Annotated in this window: 19 protein-coding genes; 10 read left to right on the plus strand and 9 right to left on the minus strand. The window is 59.5% G+C overall.

What is annotated here, in order from left to right:
- Window positions 1–545: 545 nt before the first annotated feature.
- The 5 genes from P3C18_RS18575 (at window position 546) to P3C18_RS18595 (ending at window position 7,337) form a co-directional block, all read left to right on the plus strand.
- On the plus strand, window positions 546–3,452 hold the full coding sequence (locus P3C18_RS18575) for a ribonucleoside-diphosphate reductase subunit alpha (RefSeq protein ID WP_275963287.1): 2,907 nt from the start codon (window positions 546–548) through the stop codon (window positions 3,450–3,452).
- Between the two features lie 408 nt (window positions 3,453–3,860).
- Window positions 3,861–5,111 (plus strand): ribonucleotide-diphosphate reductase subunit beta, encoded by a 1,251-nt coding sequence (locus tag P3C18_RS18580; RefSeq protein ID WP_090251759.1) that lies wholly within the window; start codon window positions 3,861–3,863, stop codon window positions 5,109–5,111.
- A 110-nt stretch (window positions 5,112–5,221) separates the two neighbouring features.
- Window positions 5,222–5,857 carry a hypothetical protein gene (locus P3C18_RS18585; protein WP_275963288.1) on the plus strand — a complete coding sequence of 212 codons (636 nt, stop codon included), beginning with the start codon at window positions 5,222–5,224 and terminating at the stop codon, window positions 5,855–5,857.
- An 85-nt stretch (window positions 5,858–5,942) separates the two neighbouring features.
- On the plus strand, window positions 5,943–6,470 hold the full coding sequence (locus tag P3C18_RS18590) for a hypothetical protein (RefSeq protein WP_275963289.1): 528 nt from the start codon (window positions 5,943–5,945) through the stop codon (window positions 6,468–6,470).
- Between the two features lie 336 nt (window positions 6,471–6,806).
- Entirely contained in the window at window positions 6,807–7,337 is a 531-nt protein-coding gene (locus tag P3C18_RS18595) for a transposase (RefSeq protein WP_275963290.1), read from the plus strand.
- Window positions 7,338–8,084: 747 nt separating this feature from the next.
- Here the strand turns inward: P3C18_RS18595 and P3C18_RS18600 are convergent.
- Complete coding sequence (locus tag P3C18_RS18600) at window positions 8,085–8,384, minus strand: putative quinol monooxygenase (RefSeq protein ID WP_275963291.1); 300 nt, start codon at window positions 8,382–8,384, stop codon at window positions 8,085–8,087.
- 321 nt (window positions 8,385–8,705) lie between these two features.
- Entirely contained in the window at window positions 8,706–9,449 is a 744-nt protein-coding gene (locus P3C18_RS18605) for a class I SAM-dependent methyltransferase (RefSeq protein ID WP_275963292.1), read from the minus strand.
- 187 nt (window positions 9,450–9,636) lie between these two features.
- Here P3C18_RS18605 and P3C18_RS18610 point away from each other — a divergent pair, with 187 nt between their 5' ends.
- From P3C18_RS18610 to P3C18_RS18620, 3 genes are all read left to right on the plus strand, one after another.
- Window positions 9,637–10,323 (plus strand): GNAT family N-acetyltransferase, encoded by a 687-nt coding sequence (locus tag P3C18_RS18610; RefSeq protein WP_275963293.1) that lies wholly within the window; start codon window positions 9,637–9,639, stop codon window positions 10,321–10,323.
- Between the two features lie 62 nt (window positions 10,324–10,385).
- Window positions 10,386–10,811, plus strand: a complete 426-nt coding sequence (locus tag P3C18_RS18615; RefSeq protein ID WP_275963294.1) for an NUDIX domain-containing protein — start codon at window positions 10,386–10,388, stop codon at window positions 10,809–10,811.
- A gap of 94 nt (window positions 10,812–10,905) precedes the next feature.
- Window positions 10,906–12,255, plus strand: coding sequence for a diguanylate cyclase (locus P3C18_RS18620; RefSeq protein WP_275963295.1), 1,350 nt, complete (start codon window positions 10,906–10,908; stop codon window positions 12,253–12,255).
- Window positions 12,256–12,308: 53 nt separating this feature from the next.
- Here P3C18_RS18620 and P3C18_RS18625 read toward each other — a convergent pair whose 3' ends face one another.
- A complete protein-coding gene (locus tag P3C18_RS18625) occupies window positions 12,309–12,908 on the minus strand; it encodes a DJ-1/PfpI family protein (protein ID WP_275963296.1) in 600 nt (199 codons plus the stop codon).
- A 98-nt stretch (window positions 12,909–13,006) separates the two neighbouring features.
- Complete coding sequence (locus P3C18_RS18630) at window positions 13,007–13,312, minus strand: putative quinol monooxygenase (RefSeq protein ID WP_275963297.1); 306 nt, start codon at window positions 13,310–13,312, stop codon at window positions 13,007–13,009.
- A gap of 152 nt (window positions 13,313–13,464) precedes the next feature.
- On the opposite strand from P3C18_RS18630, the gene P3C18_RS18635 reads away from it, so the two are divergent.
- Window positions 13,465–14,046 carry an NAD(P)H-dependent oxidoreductase gene (locus P3C18_RS18635; RefSeq protein ID WP_275963298.1) on the plus strand — a complete coding sequence of 194 codons (582 nt, stop codon included), beginning with the start codon at window positions 13,465–13,467 and terminating at the stop codon, window positions 14,044–14,046.
- Window positions 14,047–14,056: 10 nt separating this feature from the next.
- On the opposite strand, the gene P3C18_RS18640 is transcribed toward P3C18_RS18635, so the two are convergent.
- The gene (locus P3C18_RS18640) at window positions 14,057–14,566 is read right to left on the minus strand and encodes a DUF2938 domain-containing protein (RefSeq protein ID WP_275963299.1); all 510 of its coding nucleotides are present in this window, start codon (window positions 14,564–14,566) and stop codon (window positions 14,057–14,059) included.
- 72 nt (window positions 14,567–14,638) lie between these two features.
- Between P3C18_RS18640 and P3C18_RS18645 the strand changes: the two genes are divergently transcribed.
- The gene (locus P3C18_RS18645) at window positions 14,639–15,064 is read left to right on the plus strand and encodes a helix-turn-helix domain-containing protein (RefSeq protein ID WP_275963300.1); all 426 of its coding nucleotides are present in this window, start codon (window positions 14,639–14,641) and stop codon (window positions 15,062–15,064) included.
- A 24-nt stretch (window positions 15,065–15,088) separates the two neighbouring features.
- Here the strand turns inward: P3C18_RS18645 and P3C18_RS18650 are convergent, their stop codons facing one another.
- From P3C18_RS18650 to P3C18_RS18665, 4 genes are all read right to left on the minus strand, one after another.
- On the minus strand, window positions 15,089–15,940 hold the full coding sequence (locus P3C18_RS18650) for a CAP domain-containing protein (protein WP_275963301.1): 852 nt from the start codon (window positions 15,938–15,940) through the stop codon (window positions 15,089–15,091).
- Window positions 15,941–16,068: 128 nt separating this feature from the next.
- Complete coding sequence (locus P3C18_RS18655) at window positions 16,069–16,539, minus strand: hypothetical protein (RefSeq protein WP_275963302.1); 471 nt, start codon at window positions 16,537–16,539, stop codon at window positions 16,069–16,071.
- A 259-nt stretch (window positions 16,540–16,798) separates the two neighbouring features.
- The gene (locus P3C18_RS18660; protein WP_275963303.1) at window positions 16,799–17,212 is read right to left on the minus strand and encodes an HPF/RaiA family ribosome-associated protein; all 414 of its coding nucleotides are present in this window, start codon (window positions 17,210–17,212) and stop codon (window positions 16,799–16,801) included.
- 172 nt (window positions 17,213–17,384) lie between these two features.
- Window positions 17,385–17,813, minus strand: a complete 429-nt coding sequence (locus P3C18_RS18665) for a nuclear transport factor 2 family protein (protein ID WP_275963304.1) — start codon at window positions 17,811–17,813, stop codon at window positions 17,385–17,387.
- Window positions 17,814–17,824: the final 11 nt, after the last annotated feature.

The raw sequence follows: 17,824 nt of genomic DNA on the forward strand, positions 1-17,824 counted from the left end.
TTTAGCAGGGACAACACCAGTAACTACGGGGCCTTGCGAAAGTTACCCCAAAGTAACCCACAGCCTTATCCACAGGCGCGAATAATTTATCGACTTGCCTTCACCCCTACACCGCACTATCTTGTATCCCCAGCGCGATAAACACCTACATATTGGGTTTTAGCACACAGAACCACACAAGCACATTTGCCCCAAAACAGTCCAGACACCGGACTAAAAAAGTGCAAAAAAACAGCTTAGATGGGCGCTTGAGCTTTACCGATCCAGATCAGGCAGCTAAACCGCCAGAAGAGCGAGGACGCATTGGTCAGAGCAGGCCGCATTACGCGACATGCCACAACATCTAGTGGTACAGGCACAGCGCCTGTACAAGACTTGAAGAGCCAGGGAGGCACTTAGTCGTACCTTACCTGCCCTGCTTGCAAGTCCCGCACGAACGGCCTCAATGCTGTTCGCGCGGCGTTGTTGAAATGGAATGAACCAAGGTACGGCGCCCTGATCAACTGCTCAGCGCCCATCTAAAATCAAGAAAAACGGAGACTTTCATGCACACCGACACCTCCCGCGAGAACCCGCAGGCCAATGCGCCGCAGGCCACCGATGACAACCAGAGCCTGAGCGCCACCGCGCCGGGTCAACTGCGTGTGATCAAGCGTAACGGCACCGTGGTGCCGTACACCGATGACAAGATCACCGTTGCCATCACCAAGGCCTTTCTCGCTGTTGAAGGCGGCACCGCAGCCGCCTCGTCGCGTATCCATGAAACCGTGGCCCGCCTGACCGAACAGGTCAGCGCCACCTTCAAGCGCCGCATGCCGTCCGGCGGCACCATCCATATCGAGGAAATCCAGGACCAGGTCGAACTGGCCCTGATGCGTTCCGGCGAGCAGAAAGTTGCCCGCGACTACGTGATCTACCGTGAATCGCGCAGCCAGGCGCGCAAGACCGGCGCCGCCGAGATTGCCGAACCGCACCCAAGCATTCGCGTCACCCACCTCGACGGCACGGTTGCGCCGCTGGACATGGGCCGCCTCAACACCATCGTTACCGAAGCCTGCGAAGGCCTGGCGGAAGTCGATGGCGAGCTGATCCAGAAAGAAACCCTGAAGAACCTCTACGACGGCGTAGCGCAAAGCGACGTCAGCACCGCCCTGGTGATGACCGCGCGCACCCTGGTTGAGCGTGAGCCGAACTACAGCTACGTCACCGCGCGCCTGTTGATGGACAACATCCGCGCCGAAGGCCTGGGCTTCCTCGGTGTCGCCACCAGCGCCACTCACCACGAAATGAGCGAGCTGTACGCCAAGGCTCTGCCGGCCTACATCGCCAAGGGTATCGAGTACGAATTGCTCAACCCGGTGCTGGCCAGCTTCGACCTGGAAAAACTCGGCAAGGCGATCAACCACGAGCGCGATCAGCAGTTCACCTACCTGGGCCTGCAGACCCTCTACGACCGCTACTTCATCCACAAGGACGGCACCCGCTTCGAACTGCCGCAAGTATTCTTCATGCGCGTGGCCATGGGCCTGGCGATTGAAGAGAAGCAGAAAGAAGACCGCGCCATCGAGTTCTACAACCTGTTGTCGTCCTTCGACTACATGGCCTCGACGCCGACCCTGTTCAACGCCGGCACCCTGCGTCCGCAGCTCTCCAGCTGCTACCTGACCACCGTGCCGGATGACCTGTCGGGCATCTACAACGCCATCCACGACAACGCCATGCTGTCCAAGTTTGCCGGCGGTCTGGGTAACGACTGGACCCCAGTACGTGCTCTGGGCGCCTACATCAAGGGCACCAACGGCAAGTCGCAAGGCGTTGTACCGTTCCTCAAAGTGGTCAACGACACCGCAGTTGCAGTTAACCAGGGCGGCAAGCGCAAAGGCGCGGTCTGCGCCTACCTGGAAACCTGGCACATGGACATCGAAGAGTTCATCGAGCTGCGTAAGAACACCKGTGACGACCGTCGCCGCACCCACGACATGAACACCGCCAACTGGATTCCAGATCTGTTCATGAAGCGCGTGTTCGACGACGGCCAGTGGACCCTGTTCAGCCCGTCCGAAGTGCCAGACCTGCACGACCTCACCGGCAAAGCCTTTGAAGAGCGCTACGAGTACTACGAAGCCCTGACCCAGTACGGCGGCAAGATCAAGCTGTTCAAGACCATCCAGGCCAAAGACCTGTGGCGCAAGATGCTCAGCATGCTGTTCGAAACCGGCCACCCATGGCTGACCTTCAAAGACCCATGCAACCTGCGCAGCCCGCAGCAGCACGTGGGCGTGGTACACAGCTCGAACCTGTGCACCGAGATCACCCTGAACACCAACGCCGACGAAATCGCCGTGTGCAACCTGGGTTCCGTGAACCTGCCGAACCACATCGTCGACGGCAAGCTGGACACCGCCAAGCTGGAAAAGACCATCAAGGTCGCCGTGCGCATGCTCGATAACGTTATCGACATCAACTACTACTCGGTACCGCAGGCGCGTAACTCCAACTTCAAGCACCGCCCGGTTGGCCTCGGCATCATGGGCTTCCAGGACGCGCTGTACCTGCAGCACATCCCGTACGGCTCCGACGCCGCCGTGGAATTCGCCGACAAGTCGATGGAAGCGGTCAGCTACTACGCCATCCAGGCCTCCTGTGACCTGGCCGACGAGCGCGGCGCCTACTCCACCTTCGAAGGTTCGCTGTGGAGCAAGGGCATCCTGCCGCTCGATTCGCAGCAGATCCTGATCGAGTCCCGTGGCCAGAAGTACATCGACGTCGACCTGACCGAGTCCCTGGACTGGGCTCCGGTACGTGCCCGTGTGCAGAAAGGCATCCGTAACTCGAACATCATGGCCATCGCACCGACCGCCACCATCGCCAACATCACCGGCGTATCGCAGTCGATCGAACCGACCTACCAGAACCTCTATGTGAAATCGAACCTCTCGGGCGAATTCACCGTGATCAACCCGTACCTGGTTCGCGACCTCAAAGCCCGCGGCCTGTGGGACTCGGTCATGATCAACGACCTCAAGTACTACGACGGTTCCGTGCAGCAGATCGAGCGCATCCCGCAAGAGCTGAAAGACCTCTACGCCACCGCGTTCGAAGTCGACACCAAGTGGATCGTCGACGCCGCCAGCCGCCGCCAGAAGTGGATCGACCAGGCGCAGTCGCTGAACCTCTACATCGCCGGCGCATCGGGCAAGAAGCTCGACGTGACCTACCGCATGGCTTGGTACCGTGGCCTGAAAACCACCTACTACCTCCGTGCCCTGGCCGCGACCAGCACCGAGAAGTCCACCATCAACACCGGCAAGCTCAACGCCGTGTCCAGTGGTGGCAGTGATGGCCTGAGCGCAGCACCGGCCAAGGCCCCGGAAGTGGAAATGAGCGCAGGCCCAGCTCCAGTACCAAAGGCTTGTGCGATCGACGAACCCGACTGCGAAGCGTGCCAATAAGCGCGCGGATCTGAGCGGCGCGCGCGTTGTTGCCTGATCGGTCGGCCCCCATCACATACAGTCGTATGCTCAGGGGTTCCAACCGACCAGGCGCCTAGCGCTCACTCGCTCAGCTACGCGCTCGAACGTCGAGCAAAAGCCGAAGCACAGTTCCAAAGCAGCACACGATCAGTACCCTCGCCCCTCTGGGAGAGGGTTAGGGAGAGGGGCAAAAGCAACACCACCCTCCCCACTCATTACCTGCCCCTGCCCTAACCGGCGTGGGCTTCGGGGCAACGGCCAGTCACTAGAGCCGCCCCGACCAGCGGTACCCGTTTTGCCCTTGCGCGCTTTGCGCAACGGAACACAATAAGACTGTATATCCACACAGGTCGGTTATTTCACCGGCCCGCAAGCAGGAGCCAAGCCATGCTGAGCTGGGATGAATTTGACAAGGAAGACGGCGCCGACGCCGTAGTAGCCAACAAAGCCTCTGCCCAACTGGCAGACATGAGCATCGACAAACTCGACCAGGTGGGCGGTGCTGCCGCCGTTGAAGCCCGCGCCGTAGCCGCTGACGACAGCGACGCCGTCGCCCGCGCCAAAGCCTCGCTCGACCAACTCGACATCGCCGAAGGCCTGGCCGAGCTGGAAGGCACCGCCGCGCGCGTAGCCGTCGACGAAAAACGCATGATCAACTGCCGCGCAGACCTCAACCAGCTCGTACCCTTCAAGTACGACTGGGCCTGGCAGAAGTATCTGGATGGTTGCGCCAACCACTGGATGCCGCAGGAAGTAAACATGAACGCGGACATCGCGTTGTGGAAAACTCCGGACGGCCTGACCGACGACGAGCGCCGCATCGTCATGCGCAACCTCGGCTTCTTCTCCACCGCCGACAGCCTGGTTGCCAACAACCTCGCCCTGGCCGTGTACCGCCTGATCACCAACCCGGAGTGCCGCCAGTACATCCTGCGCCAGACCTTCGAAGAGGCGATCCACACCCACGCTTACCAGTACTGCATCGAATCGCTGGGCATGGATGAAGGCGCGATCTTCAACATGTACCACGAGATTCCATCGGTCGCGAAGAAAGCCAGCTGGGGCCTCAAGTACACCCGCTCGATCTCCGACCCGACCTTCAACACCGGCACGGTTGAGACCGACAAAGAACTGCTGCGCAACCTGATCGCCTACTACTGCGTACTGGAAGGCATCTTCTTCTATTGCGGCTTCACCCAGATCCTCTCCATGGGTCGCCGCAACAAGATGACCGGCGTTGCCGAGCAGTTCCAATACATCCTGCGTGACGAGTCCATGCACCTGAACTTCGGCATCGACGTGATCAACCAGATCAAGATCGAAAACCCGCACCTGTGGGATGCCCAGCTCAAAGACGAAGCCACCCAGATGATCCTTCAGGGCACCCAGCTGGAAATCGAATACGCACGCGACACCATGCCGCGCGGCGTACTGGGCATGAACGCCGCGATGATGGAGGACTACCTCAAATTTATCGCCAACCGTCGTTTGACTCAGATTGGTTTGAAGGAAGAGTACCCAGGTACCTCTAACCCGTTCCCATGGATGAGCGAGATCATGGACCTGAAGAAAGAGAAGAACTTCTTCGAGACGCGGGTTATTGAGTATCAGACTGGTGGGGCGTTGAGCTGGGATTGATTCCAGTCACTCACTAGAGAGATTAAGAGCGCTTTACCTGAAATGGATGTTTGGGGTGGCGAGTTAAATTTAGAGCCCCGCTTAGTGCGGGGCTTTTTATGAGAAAAGACATGAACGAAACGTTAGAAATACTAGAAAAAGTAGACGCTTTCTACTCAAGCTCATTTGAAACACTTGTAACGCTAACATTTTCAATATTAGCCTTTGCCGGAATCCTGATACCCATACTCATAGCCTACATCCAAAACCGGCAACTAAAGATCGAAAATTCACTACTATCAAAAAAACTAGAAAACGAAGTCAGCAAACATAACGAAAAAAATGAAGAACTTATAAAAAGCTCAATACTAGAAGAAAAAAAGCAAATCGAAGAAGAACTAAATTCAATAAAAACAGAGCTACACAAACGGATATCAAAATCAGAGGCCGGACTATTTCATATCCAGGCAAACCATGAGCTCAGCACCTATCCAGAAAATGCCATAACCAGCTTCTGCAGTGCAGCCCTAAGGTACATATACGCCGACGATGAACAAAATCTACAAAGGGTCTTAAACTGCATCACAAAGGACTGTCTCCCAAAAATAAACAACAGTCACTTTGAAGAAGATCAAAATATACTTCATGGACTAGAGAAAATAATAGACGAATTGACCCAAAACAACCCAAACGGAAGATATTCCGATAGGCTTTTCGATATGAATAGAGAGATATCTCTATCCAGAAAGAGAATCGAAGTAAGCTAAAAAGGAAAAAGGGGACAGATTTATTTTTCACGTAAAAAAGCAGCCTTTAAAAAATAACTAAATGGATTGATTAGAGGAAATCTTGATGATGGACCTTCGCTGGCTAGCCATTGCAGTACTGCTTACTTTCGCCTCAGGCTGCTCTAACTATCAGTACAAAACATATATGGGTAACGTCGATGATCCGGCGATCAAAATCCTCGATTTGTCCGGCGCTAGCGCCGATGCGCCAGTGATCCATTTTGACACCATGCAATACCGCGACTTAGGGGTTCCCTTTCACCGCTTGCTGCTGGCAGTTCAAGTTGACGGCAAACGTTTACCCCATGCCGGCCGGCACTCTTTGCTGAATTTTTCAGGCTATCAGGCCGTTCGTCTAGCTCCTGGTAAGCACACAATTGAATGGTGCTGGATATCCATGAATACGCTGGGCACCGGTGGCGGCATGTGTGGCCTCGGCGCTACCGGCATTGAACTGGAGGCAGGTAAGCGCTATCTCGCCACATGGTCTGCGGCTACCAGCATCAAGGGGCCACCTCAGAGGGAACAGATGGAAATCAAGGTCTCATCCTTTGTACTCGACCGTGACAGCGGGCTGCAGGTATATCCCTAGCTGCAGCAAATGCCCGGACAACCACCGCAACGGTGGATGGATAGAGCGCCATCCACCCTACGCCCGGTATCCGTAGGGTGGACAACGCGAAGCTTGTCCACCGGCATACAAAACCTCAATGACCAACCAGCGTCATCACATGCGTTGGTTTTTCAATACGCAAACTCACAGACGACGCCAAACGCCCCATCAGCAAGTAGCCCGGACAACCACCGCAACGGTGGATGGATAAAGCGTCATCCACCCTACGGATCATCGCCATGCCCGACGTAGGGTGGACAACGCGAAGCTTGTCCACCATGGTTCAAATACCAAAACGCTCAAGGATGAGCCGCCATGCCCAACTACCGCCGCGCCCGCGTACCGGGGGCCACGTACTTTTTCACCGTCAACCTGCGCGACCGCAGCAGCAATCTGCTGATCCGTGAAATCGAGTTATTGCGCGAAACGGTGCGCGCGACGCGGTTGCGGCACCCCTTCCATATCGATGCCTGGGTGGTATTACCTGAGCATATGCACTGCATGTGGACGCTACCGCCAGGCGATGCCGACTTTGCCTTGCGCTGGAAGGTCATCAAATTCGCCTTCGCCAAACGCTTGCCAATCACCGAGGCGCGCACCGTCAATCAACAGCACAGACGCGAGCGCGGCATCTGGCAGCGGCGCTACTGGGAACATCTGATCCGCGATGAATGGGATTACCAACGCCACTTCGACTACATCCATTGCAACCCGCTCAAGCATGGGTATGTCGAGCGGCTGGCGGACTGGCCCTATTCGAGCTTTCACCGGGCTGTGGCAATGGGTGTTTATTCAGCAGATTGGTGCGTTGAGCCGGAGCAGGTCGATAGAGGTTATGGTGAGTGAGCATGCAACCGGACAACTACCGCAATGGTGGATGAAAAAAGCGTCATCCACCCTACAACCTGGCCCACCGCTCCTCGTTTGGCATCCATGCCAAACGCCCCTCTCCACAGCACCTCCACTCGGCCTCCTGACGGGATTCGGGGACCGCGTTGTTTGGGCGATTTGTGGAAGGCAAAGCGAAAGGCAAAAGCAGAGCAACAGCAGAAGCATCGCGGGCAAGCCCTACGGGATAGCAGCCAATTCGTAGGATGGGTGGAGCGCAGCGATACCCATCAAGCGTGTAATCGACCGCATGGGTATCGCCTAGCTCAACCCATCCTACGGAACGCTGGTATGCCTTCTGTCACTCATCAGCAATCTCACAGACGACGCCAAACGCCCCATCAGGAGGCCGAGTGGAATCGTTGCGTAAGGGGTTGAGCGGCATGGATGCCGCGAGAGCCGCGATGGGCCAGGGATGGCCCTTCGTCGGTGGGCCGCATCCGGTCGGGCCCCCGGAGCAATGATGGAACGAGGGAAGTTGAGCGCAGCGAAACCCGGATGCAAGGGGCAAGACCTCTTGGTTACTTCTGGGGCGTTTGCCTGAAGTGACCCGCCGTAAGGGCGAAACGCAGCGAAGCGGAGTAACAGCCGCAGGCTGGCCCGCAGGGCGAGCGAAGCGAGTCAACCGTTCGACCAGACAACATATAAGCGGCGTCTGTACACAACTTGGGCCGTTTAAAAACGACAACGGCCCATGGCTAACACTCAGTCCGAAACCTGTTCCAAGAAGATGAGCTGCAATGGCTCACTGAGCAAATCATCAGCCGTGGCGGCAAACCGCTGAAAATACGGCGTCGCAAAATGCGCATCCAGCGCCGCCTGGTCCTTGAACGCTTCACGCATATAGAACGTGCCGGGCTCATCCCGTCGTTCAAACAACACGTAATCAAGGTTGCCCGGCTCGGCCCGCGTCGGTTCTATCAAGGTCAACAAGCCGGCTTTAAGCGCCTCTTGTTTACCGGGCTTGGCTTTAAGTACGGCAAGGGATACCAGTGGTTTGTTCATGGTGTTGGCTCTTTCAGGGGCTTGGCTTGCACATCCGGCGACGGCAGTGAACATCAGCGCACACAGCCAATAGCCTAAGTGTTTGATCGGAGGTTTCATCGTTGTCACTCGCTGTGAACTGGGATCATCCTGGTCGATCCCACCACGGAGAAACACCGACAAAACGCGCTAACACTTTCTTCTGCAGCTTGAAAATGACGCGTCCAACATCACCATTACCCTGTTTTAAGCCATCAATCAGCACCCTTGAATGAAGAACAGCAAATAGCCCGGACAACCGCAGCAACGGTGGATAAACAACTCGTCATCCACCCTAGGGGGCTAACGCTTTACGCAGGCAAAAATCGCATTCCCGGAAACCCCATCCCACGGGATAAGTTTCTGGTAGTCATGCTCAAACACATGCACCGCAAAGTACGGCTGCAACAGCGCCTGTAGCTCAACAAAGCCCACCGCCACCATCGGGTGTTCGTCGTGCCACACCAGGGTGTGCTCGGCCGTGGTTTTTTCAATCTGCAGCCGCAGCACCTGCGTCTCGCCCTCGCCGGCGTAATGCCAGCCGGAGCTGAAGGTGAACTGGTCGTCCGCGTAGTGGGTGCTGTGCGCGGCAAACAGGCTGTTATCGATTTTGCCCTTGTCGACCACGTTGAAGCAGAACAGCCCATCGACTTCGAGCGCGGCATGGGCGCTGGCGATACAGGCTTTCAGCCGCTCGATGCCGCCGCTGTAATGGATGGAATAGAGAAAGCAGGTGATCAGATCCTGCGGCTCGCTCACGGTAAAGCCGCACATGTCCTGCAAGGCGAAGCTCGCTTGCGGGCAGCGTATGGCGGCCTTGTCCAGCATCGGCTGGTTAATGTCGAGGCCGCTGCTGATATAGCCGGCATCGATAAAGTGGCGCACATGCGGCCCCGTCCCGCAGGCCAGGTCGAGGTGGCGGCTGCCGGCGTTGCCGAACAGCTGCTGCAGCCGGTGGATGCAGTGGCTTTGCGCCTGGTAGTCGATATCCGCGCACATCAGGTCGTAATAATCAGACAGGTCGGTGTAGAGGGCATTAACGGACATGGTGACCTGATGATGGGCGGGCGGCTTGCGCGGGCGCGCATCATAGCCCAAGCCAGGTCTGCGCCGTTCAGCGTCCGCACGCCGCACGCAACAACCCGCACGCCGATGCCTGCGCGCCCAGCCGAGGGCGCTACAATACCGCCCTCGCCGACCGCACCAACGCGCACGCCCCGGAGCCAGACTGACGATGTTCACCCTTGTACACCTGGATAGCCCGCCACCCGAATCGCTGAAAAGCCAGATTCTGCAGATGGTGGTGGACTACCTCAGTGACATCAGCCCGGTGTCGCTGACGCCGAGCAACCCGCTGTATCAGCTGTACCAGTACGTGATTGGCTACGAGATGCACCTGTATCTGCAGGCCATGGACACGGCCATCGACAGCAGCGCGCGGTTGATCCTCGCCCTGAGCGATCAGGACCCGTCCCAGGTGCTGGGCTTTGCCCTGTACCTGCCGGCCAAGGATGCCCCCGAGTCCTGCACCCTGGCTTATATGGCCGTACAGGCCAGCCAGCGTCGCCATGGGATTGCCCGCGCCATGCTGCAGCAGATGACCAGCCGCCACCCGCATGCCGAACTGGCCTGCGTGGCCGGCAAGGTCGCCATCTTCGAGGCCATGGGCTTTCAAGTGCTGGCCGCGCGCGGGCCGCAGGTGCTGATGAGCACCCGTAACTACAGCGCGGACGGCATGCTGGCGGTGCAGGACCTGGCACCGATCTTCCAATCCACGGAGGTCCGGCAGATCCACGCCTACCTGGTGAAGCAGCACGGTAAGCGGGCCATGAGTGATGCAGAGAAACAGCGCGACCGCCTCCTCGACCAGATGGCCCAGCAGGCACAGGCGCTGGTGCGTGAGCGGCTGATCGTGCATTGAGCGCAGCACGCCCGCGCCGCCACACAACCCCGCGCTAAGTGCGCCACACAAGCGAAACGCCGATGACCATTCTGACCATTTCCGCCGCCTGCCTGCTTGACGATGCCGGCCGCCTGTTGCTGGTGCGCAAACGCGATACCCAGGCTTTTATGCTGCCCGGTGGCAAGGCTGAGCCCGGTGAAGACGCCATCAGCGCGCTGACCCGCGAACTGGCAGAAGAGCTTAACCTCAGCCTACCGGCTAACGCCCTGCAGCCGCTCGGCCAGTTCCGCGCAGCAGCAGCCAACGAGGCCGATACCTGGATCGACGCCAGCGTGTTTCAGGCGCGTCTGCCGCACAATGTCAGCGCCGCCGCCGAGCTGGAAGAACTGCGCTGGCTCGCCCCCGGTGACGTACCGCCAGCAACCCTGGCGCCGCTACTGCGCGAGCATGTGCTGCCGTTGCTCTGGCCGGCGGTTCAACCCACTCGCCCGCTCAATGCCGATTAACCGCCATGACTGATTGCGGCCTTAGACCGACTCACGCATCGGGGGCAAGCATAGCGCTAGCGAACCGCGCAGACTGGGCAGTATATTCACGGCCATGACGTCAAACCCGCACCTGCCCCACGACAAACTACTGGATCTGCTACTGGACGTTGTCTGCGTAGTGGATAAAGACGGCCGCTTTCTCTCCGTCAGCGCGGCCAGCGAACGGGTTTTCGGTTATCGGCCCGACGAAATGATTGGCCGCACCGCCTTTGAACTGATGCACCCGGACGACCGCGCCGCCAGCCGGGCGCTGGTCAAGCGCATCAACTCGGGCCAGCCCTCGCATGACCACGAGAACCGCTACATCCATAAAGACGGCCATATCGTGCATATCATGTGGTCTGCCCAGTGGCTTGAGGCCGAGCAGGTGCGGGTCGGTGTGGCGCGCGATATCACCCGGCGCAAACGCGCCGAGGCGGTGCAGGCGGCGCTGTATGCGGTATCGGAAGCGGCCCACGCGGTGGGCGATTTGCACATGCTCTACGGCCGCGTGCATGAGGTGATCGCGCAGTTACTGCCGGCCAAGCATTTCTACGTAGCGCTACACGACGCCACGAGTGACCAGCTCAGCCTTGCCTATCAGGTCGATCCATGTGGCGCACCGGCCGTCACCAACGCGTTCTGCGCCGAAGTGATTCGCTCAGGCACTGCCCTGCTGTTAACCCCTGACACAGCCCCGCAGTGGCTTGCCCAGCATGGCGCAACGGCAACGCATGCCCTCGACTGGCTTGGCGTACCGCTGATTTCCGGCACCCAGACCATCGGCGCCCTGGTGCTGCAGAACCACAGTGCCAGCGTCCGTTACAACGAACAGGACCAGGAGTTGCTGCAGTTCGTGTCGAGCCAGGTGGCGGCGGCGATAGAGCGCAAGCGCACGCAGTCGCGCCTGGAGTTTCTCGCCCAGTATGACCAACTAACCGAGCTGTCCAACCGCACGCTGTTTCTCGATCGCTTACGCAGTGCGCTGCAGCGGGCCAAACGCGACAGCTTGCGCCTGGCGGTGCTGTATCTCGATATGGATAACTTCAAGCAGATCAATGACAGCTTCGGCCACAGCGCCGGCGACCTGCTGCTGCAGGAAGTCGCGCGGCGCCTGCGCCAGTGTGTGCGTGAGTCCGATACGGTGGGCCGTTTGGGCGGCGACGAGTTTGCAGTGATCGTCGACAACATCGGCCGCCAGGAAGATGCCACCCTGGTGGCCGAGAAGATTATTGCCGCCCTCAGCGCGCCCTACCTGCTGGAAGGGCAAAGCCTGATCAGTGCGCCAAGCCTGGGCATCGCGGTGCACCCCGAGCACGGCCAGAGTGAGCTGCAACTGGTGCGCCACGCGGATGAAGCCATGTACGTGGCCAAACGCAGTGGCGGCAAGCGTTATGTGGTGGTCGAGAAGCCGCTGAAATAAGGCTTGGCGGTTCTCGCGACGGATAGCCGCTTCTTCACAGCCGTAAGCCGCGCCTACAGATAAGCCTCGATATTGCCGAGCGCCCGCGCCACGTATGCCTCCTTCTCCCCGACCGGCGCCACATAGTGCAGCGATTCAGCAGCTGCATCCCGCCCAACCAAACGCGCCAGCGTCCAGGCGGCGAGATAGATCGAGGCCAGACAACCGCCCGCAGTGGCCAGGTTGCCACGAGCGAAGAAGGGTTGCTCCAGCACCTCAATGCCAGCCTCCTGCACCCAGGGCTTGGTCGTGAGGTCAGTACAGCCTGGAATACCTGCCAACAAACCGGCCTTGGCCAGCAGCAACGTGCCGGAACACTGCGCGCCGATCAGCTGACGCGCAGGATCGAGTCGCGCCAGCCACTGCATCACGTCTGCGTCCTGAGCGATCTCACGAGTCTTGATGCCGCTGCCGACCAGCACCGCATCGAATGACTCGATCTCATCCAGCCGAGCCTGGCGATGCAGCTTCACGCCGTTCATCGACGTCACCGTTTCGCTCGGCGCCGCCAGGGAGACACGCCAGCCCGGCTGTTTGATGCGGTTGAGAATGCCCAGGGCAATCAGCGAATCCAGTTCGTTGAAGCCGTCAAAGGTGAGAATGGCGATATGCATGGCGTGGCCTGCGCGATGGAGTCCAGCCATTCTCTGCCCGGCCGCCGCCGTGGCATAGACACAGACACGCTCAGCAATAACCATACAGACGCGCGCCGTCAGCCCGCCGGGCTGAGCATCTCGATCTGGCGAATCTCGAAATCACTGCGCAGGTAGTCCATACGCCGCTCATAAAACTCGCGCATATGCGGTAAGGCACTGTGGATGGCCAGATGCGCCTGCGACTGCCAGACCTCATAGAAGATAAACAGCGTCGGGTCGCGGCTATCGCGCAGCATGTGATAGGCGATGCAGCCCGCCTCGGCGCGGCTGGGCTCGACATAGGCGCGGAACAGCGCCGCGAACTCGGCGGCCTTTTCCGGGCGGGTATGGGCGTGCAGGATAAATCCGTATTGATCAGCCATCTTGGGCTCCTGGCAGGGTGGGTTTATTTACCCTACAACAACCAAAACCGATCAATTCATGCCTTTTAGTCACATGTCATTTGCGCTCAGGCAGCTGTTTCTACCCGCTCACGCGCCCTAGCATGCCGCCATCACTTACCGAGGCACATGCCATGAAGAAGATCCTGCTGCTCAACGGCGGTAAACAGTTCGCCCACTCCGACGGCCGTTACAACACCACACTGCACGACACCGCGCTGGCCTTTCTCGACCGCGCCGGCTTCGACCTCAAGCACACCCATATCGACAGCGGCTACGACGTTGCCGAGGAAGTGCAGAAATTCCTCTGGGCAGACGTGATCATCTATCAGATGCCGGGCTGGTGGATGGGCGCGCCCTGGACGGTAAAAAAGTACATCGACGAGGTGTTTACCGAAGGCCACGGCAGCCTCTACGCCAGCGACGGCCGCACCCGCTCGGACGCCTCGCAAAAATACGGCAGCGGCGGCCTGATTCAGGGCAAGCAATACATGCTGTCACTGACCTGGAACGCACCGCAGCAAGCTTTCGACGACCCGACAGACTTCTTCGAAGGCCAGGGTGTGGACGCCGTCTACCTGCCCTTCCACAAGGCCAACCAGTTTCTCGGCATGAGCGCCCTGCCAACCTTCCTCTGCGTCGACGTGATGAAGCGCCCCGCCATTGAGGCCGATATCGCGCGCTACGAGCAGCATTTGGCGCAGGTACTGGGCTAAGTAACCGGTATTAGCGGCAGAGGGGCAAGGCAAACAGCTGCGCCCCAAGCCAGCCGGCCAGGTACACGCCAAGGCCGAACACCAGATGGGTGATCAGCGCACGCAACCTGACCTGCCAGGGATTGGCCATCCGTGAAGCCGCCAGGCCCATGCCGAACCCCGGCTGCATCAGCAGCAACGGTGCGGCCACGCTAATAACACCCAGCAGCAACGCCGGTAGCAGGGTCGGCCGGCATAGCCACTGCGGCCCTATCAGCACCACAAACAGGCCGACAAAGGCCACGCCGATCAGGTAATGGCTGCACCAGCCCATCAGCCGCTCGCCACGCACCGGTTGCGCCTTACCGATGGCCGCATGCTGGAAACGGCCATGGCGCATATGCCCGAGCCAGCGGCCGATCAGGGCGTAGTCCAACGAGGCGATGCCGAACAAGCGCCGCCGCGCCAGCGCCCAGGCATCCATCAGCAGTGTTGCGCCCACGCCCACCAAGAGCACATGCAGGATCAATTGACTGTTCATATCCACCTCTTTTGCTTTGTCTGAAAGGCTGTTTTCATAAGCCTGCCAGTTCAAGTCAACTTGAGGTCAAGGATGAAAGAGATGGATATCGGCAAAGTCTCGCGCTGGTCCGGTTTGCCGGCGTCGACCCTGCGCTATTACGAAGACAAAGGTCTGATCCGCTCCATCGGCCGCAACGGCCTGAAACGCGTGTTCAGCGAATCAGTGATCCAGCGCCTGGCGCTGATCGCGCTCGGCCGTGAGGCGGGGTTTTCCCTGGATGAAATCGCCACCATGCTCGCCGCAGGCAGCCAGCCAGCGATTGACCGCGCGCAACTGCAAACCAAGGCCGACGAGCTGGACCGCAGCATCAAACGCCTCAGCGCCATCCGCGACGGCCTGCGCCACGCGGCGTCCTGCCCGGCGGAAAACCACCTGGAGTGCCCGAAATTCCAGCAGCTGATGAGCCTGGCCGCCCGCACAACGGCCAGAACCAGGGTTCATCCGCCGATTAAGTAGCGGACTTGATCGGCATTACCGCCGTTACGGCGCGCCAAACAACGCCGTCCAGTAAATGCCCGCGTCGCTCTTGGGATCGTTGGCGTAGGCGGCGCCCAGTTCGCTGAATTGTGGGTTCATCAGGTTGGCGCAGTGACCGGGGCTGGCCAGCCAACCGGCGAGTACTTTGCTGACGCTATCCAGGCCGGCGGCGATGTTCTCGCCAACGCGCTGGCCGCTGTAGCCGGCCAACTCTGCGCGGTCGCCGGGGGTGCGGCCGTCAGGGTCCTGATGATCGAAAAAGTTGCCGTTGGCCATGGCCCGGCTATGGGCTTCGGCGGTGCTGCCCAGGGTGGCATTCCACACCAGCGGCGCGGCGGCGGCAAAGGCTTGGCTGCCGCACTGGCGAGCCGTGCTGCGCGCGCTATTGAGTTGTTCAAGCAGCTTCTGCCCTTCCGCCTGCCAATCACCCAGACGCGCAGCCAGCAGTGGCCGGGCCAGCAGAATGCGCCATTCACGATCCTGCTGCTTGACGCCGATATCGACAAACTGCGGATCAAGCACAATCTTGCAGAAGCTCTCCTGCAGCACTTTCAGCGCCGCCGCCGCATCACGCGGGCCGGACAGGCTGATGGCCTGCACGTTGACCATCGGATAGCCCGCCGCACTCATCGCCTGCTGCAAATCCCCCGAGCGACCTACCGGTTGCACCAGACGCGGATCGGCCGTCAGCGGCGGCAACTCGGCGGAAGCCTGATCGCCACAGCGCTGCACTTCACTGCGGTAGCTGTTGATCAAACCGACCAGTTGCGCATCTTCGGCGGCCTGCGCAGCCGCAGCGCACACCAGCGCCAACCCCAGGGCAGCGAACGCCCGAATAAATTCCTTGCTAGCCATAAATCCCCCGACCTGAGCATGCCTATGCGGCGTACCCACAACTGTGATCGGGTGATCTTGGCGCACCTCGCGCGCTGAAACCAGCCCGATGCGTATGCAGCCGGCTGGTGAAATCGGCGGCAGAACGCTTAAACGTAAATACTCACGCCGCCTCTGGCCTGCAACCAGTCGCGGTAGGTGGTCAGCGAGTCGGTCTGCTGGTCGCCGTTGTAGCCGACAAAGCTATCGGTCTTGTCCAGGCCGGCGTCGACCAGTTTGTTGATCTGCGCCAGCAGCTTGGCGGCGTCTTCGCGGTCCAGATCGGCGACATCCGGCAGGGCAATTTTCGAGGTATCGCTCTCCGACTCAGCCGCCGGGAGAAAGCGATCACTGGCAATCGCGTTGCTGGCACCGCTGCTCTCGGCATGCATCGCGCGCAGCAGGCCGCCGCGGCTGTGAGCCACCATGCCGCTGGCAAAGCGGCGGATTTCCGCAAGTGGATCTGTGGCGGCGCTCGGTTTATCCGTACTGCTGCCACTGCCTGCAGCACCGGCCGTGCTGGGCTTGGCGGTGTTGGCGAAGTAGCTCGCCAGCGGCGAGTTGTTAGAGATACTGGTCATGGCGAATCCCTGCTTAGGTCAGCTGGCAGGCATTTCTGCAGAATATGGGCCAACCCTCTGCAAGTCAGTAAAAACGGGCTTTTCTGCCCATTCATTTTTCGCCCAAGGGGAATCACTTTGCCGCCTTAGGCAGGCCGTTGCCGCTGGCAAGCCGCGCACAACCTAGGCCTGAAAACGACAGCGCCCCCGCAGAAACCTGCGGAGGCGCGAGCAATGAGTGAGTGGGCAACCAGCCTGGCCGGCTGCCCGTGGTGTTTAGCTAGACGGCGCGCAGGCGTTCCTCGGCGAGGAAGTCCTCTTGCAGCAGTGCGTCCTGGCCGGGAATATCGCTGGCCTCGTCGGCGTGCAGTGGCGTGACGCGCTTGCTGCGCAGTTTGCCGAATTGATGCTCAAGGGCGTGGTGCAGTTTTTCGATTGAGCCGTCGATGGCCTGTTCCAGTGACTCGGCCTTGTGGGTGACGGAAATAGGTTGCAGGCCCTTTGGCCGTGCTTCGATCTGGCAGCGTTTGTCGTGCGCGCCGGCTTTGGCGCCGTTGTCGTCATGCAGGTGGACAACGATGCGGGTCAACTCGTCATCGAAGCGCTCCAGCTTGCTGGCAACACTGGCACTCACCCACTCAACCAGACGAGCACTGCCTTCGATGTGGTTATCGCTGTGAACTTGGATTTGCATAAAGCTTTCCTTCTTCAACTGTTCGCGAAAGCGTCGCCAAGCAAGGCGACAACTCCAGCCTACGCCACTAAGCCCCCCTTTAGGCAAGCCCTAAGACGTTGGTCGTAGCCACAAATCTGCAATGCACCCTCCGGCAATTCGCTACAAGCCTTATGCCCCGTGAGCTACAAGACTATGGCTGCAAATCAAACAAAACTTTTCCGCTTTCCATGTCGCACGGCATGGAGAAATGCTCATGGGCGATCAACCATTGCCCGCCCTGCAGGCGGAAACACTGGCTTACGCGCATCCAGCTGGTTTGCATTTCGCCCTTGTCATCGGTGCCACCGCAGTGGAATAGGTAATGCGCCACGGCCAGGTCGCCACTGAGCAGAAAACTCGGCTGATGGATCTCGAACAAGCCCGGGCCGGGACACATTTCCATGCAGGCCTGCCAATGCGCCTGATAGGCCGCGCGGCCCTGAAACCGCAGCGGGCCGATGGCGTCGTAAGCCACTACATCCTCGGCGTAGTGGCTCATGATGCTGCTGACATCCTTGCTGCGGCAGGCGGCGGACCAGGAGTCCAGTTGCTGTTGAATCTGCGCTTGGGCGTTGCTCATGGTCGTGCTCC

Origin of the sequence: Pseudomonas sp. 1928-m (assembly GCF_029269135.1) — a bacterium.
GTDB lineage: Bacteria > Pseudomonadota > Gammaproteobacteria > Pseudomonadales > Pseudomonadaceae > Aquipseudomonas.

Coding starts and splice junctions, on each gene's coding strand:
- P3C18_RS18580 (WP_090251759.1), top strand. CDS start 3,861: ATGCTGAGCTGGGATGAATTTGACAAGGAAGACGGCGCCGACGCCGTA.
- P3C18_RS18585 (WP_275963288.1), top strand. CDS start 5,222: ATGAACGAAACGTTAGAAATACTAGAAAAAGTAGACGCTTTCTACTCA.
- P3C18_RS18590 (WP_275963289.1), top strand. CDS start 5,943: ATGATGGACCTTCGCTGGCTAGCCATTGCAGTACTGCTTACTTTCGCC.
- P3C18_RS18595 (WP_275963290.1), top strand. CDS start 6,807: ATGCCCAACTACCGCCGCGCCCGCGTACCGGGGGCCACGTACTTTTTC.
- P3C18_RS18600 (WP_275963291.1), bottom strand. CDS start 8,384: ATGAACAAACCACTGGTATCCCTTGCCGTACTTAAAGCCAAGCCCGGT.
- P3C18_RS18605 (WP_275963292.1), bottom strand. CDS start 9,449: ATGTCCGTTAATGCCCTCTACACCGACCTGTCTGATTATTACGACCTG.
- P3C18_RS18610 (WP_275963293.1), top strand. CDS start 9,637: ATGTTCACCCTTGTACACCTGGATAGCCCGCCACCCGAATCGCTGAAA.
- P3C18_RS18615 (WP_275963294.1), top strand. CDS start 10,386: ATGACCATTCTGACCATTTCCGCCGCCTGCCTGCTTGACGATGCCGGC.
- P3C18_RS18620 (WP_275963295.1), top strand. CDS start 10,906: ATGACGTCAAACCCGCACCTGCCCCACGACAAACTACTGGATCTGCTA.
- P3C18_RS18625 (WP_275963296.1), bottom strand. CDS start 12,908: ATGCATATCGCCATTCTCACCTTTGACGGCTTCAACGAACTGGATTCG.
- P3C18_RS18630 (WP_275963297.1), bottom strand. CDS start 13,312: ATGGCTGATCAATACGGATTTATCCTGCACGCCCATACCCGCCCGGAA.
- P3C18_RS18635 (WP_275963298.1), top strand. CDS start 13,465: ATGAAGAAGATCCTGCTGCTCAACGGCGGTAAACAGTTCGCCCACTCC.
- P3C18_RS18640 (WP_275963299.1), bottom strand. CDS start 14,566: ATGAACAGTCAATTGATCCTGCATGTGCTCTTGGTGGGCGTGGGCGCA.
- P3C18_RS18645 (WP_275963300.1), top strand. CDS start 14,639: ATGAAAGAGATGGATATCGGCAAAGTCTCGCGCTGGTCCGGTTTGCCG.
- P3C18_RS18650 (WP_275963301.1), bottom strand. CDS start 15,940: ATGGCTAGCAAGGAATTTATTCGGGCGTTCGCTGCCCTGGGGTTGGCG.
- P3C18_RS18655 (WP_275963302.1), bottom strand. CDS start 16,539: ATGACCAGTATCTCTAACAACTCGCCGCTGGCGAGCTACTTCGCCAAC.
- P3C18_RS18660 (WP_275963303.1), bottom strand. CDS start 17,212: ATGCAAATCCAAGTTCACAGCGATAACCACATCGAAGGCAGTGCTCGT.
- P3C18_RS18665 (WP_275963304.1), bottom strand. CDS start 17,813: ATGAGCAACGCCCAAGCGCAGATTCAACAGCAACTGGACTCCTGGTCC.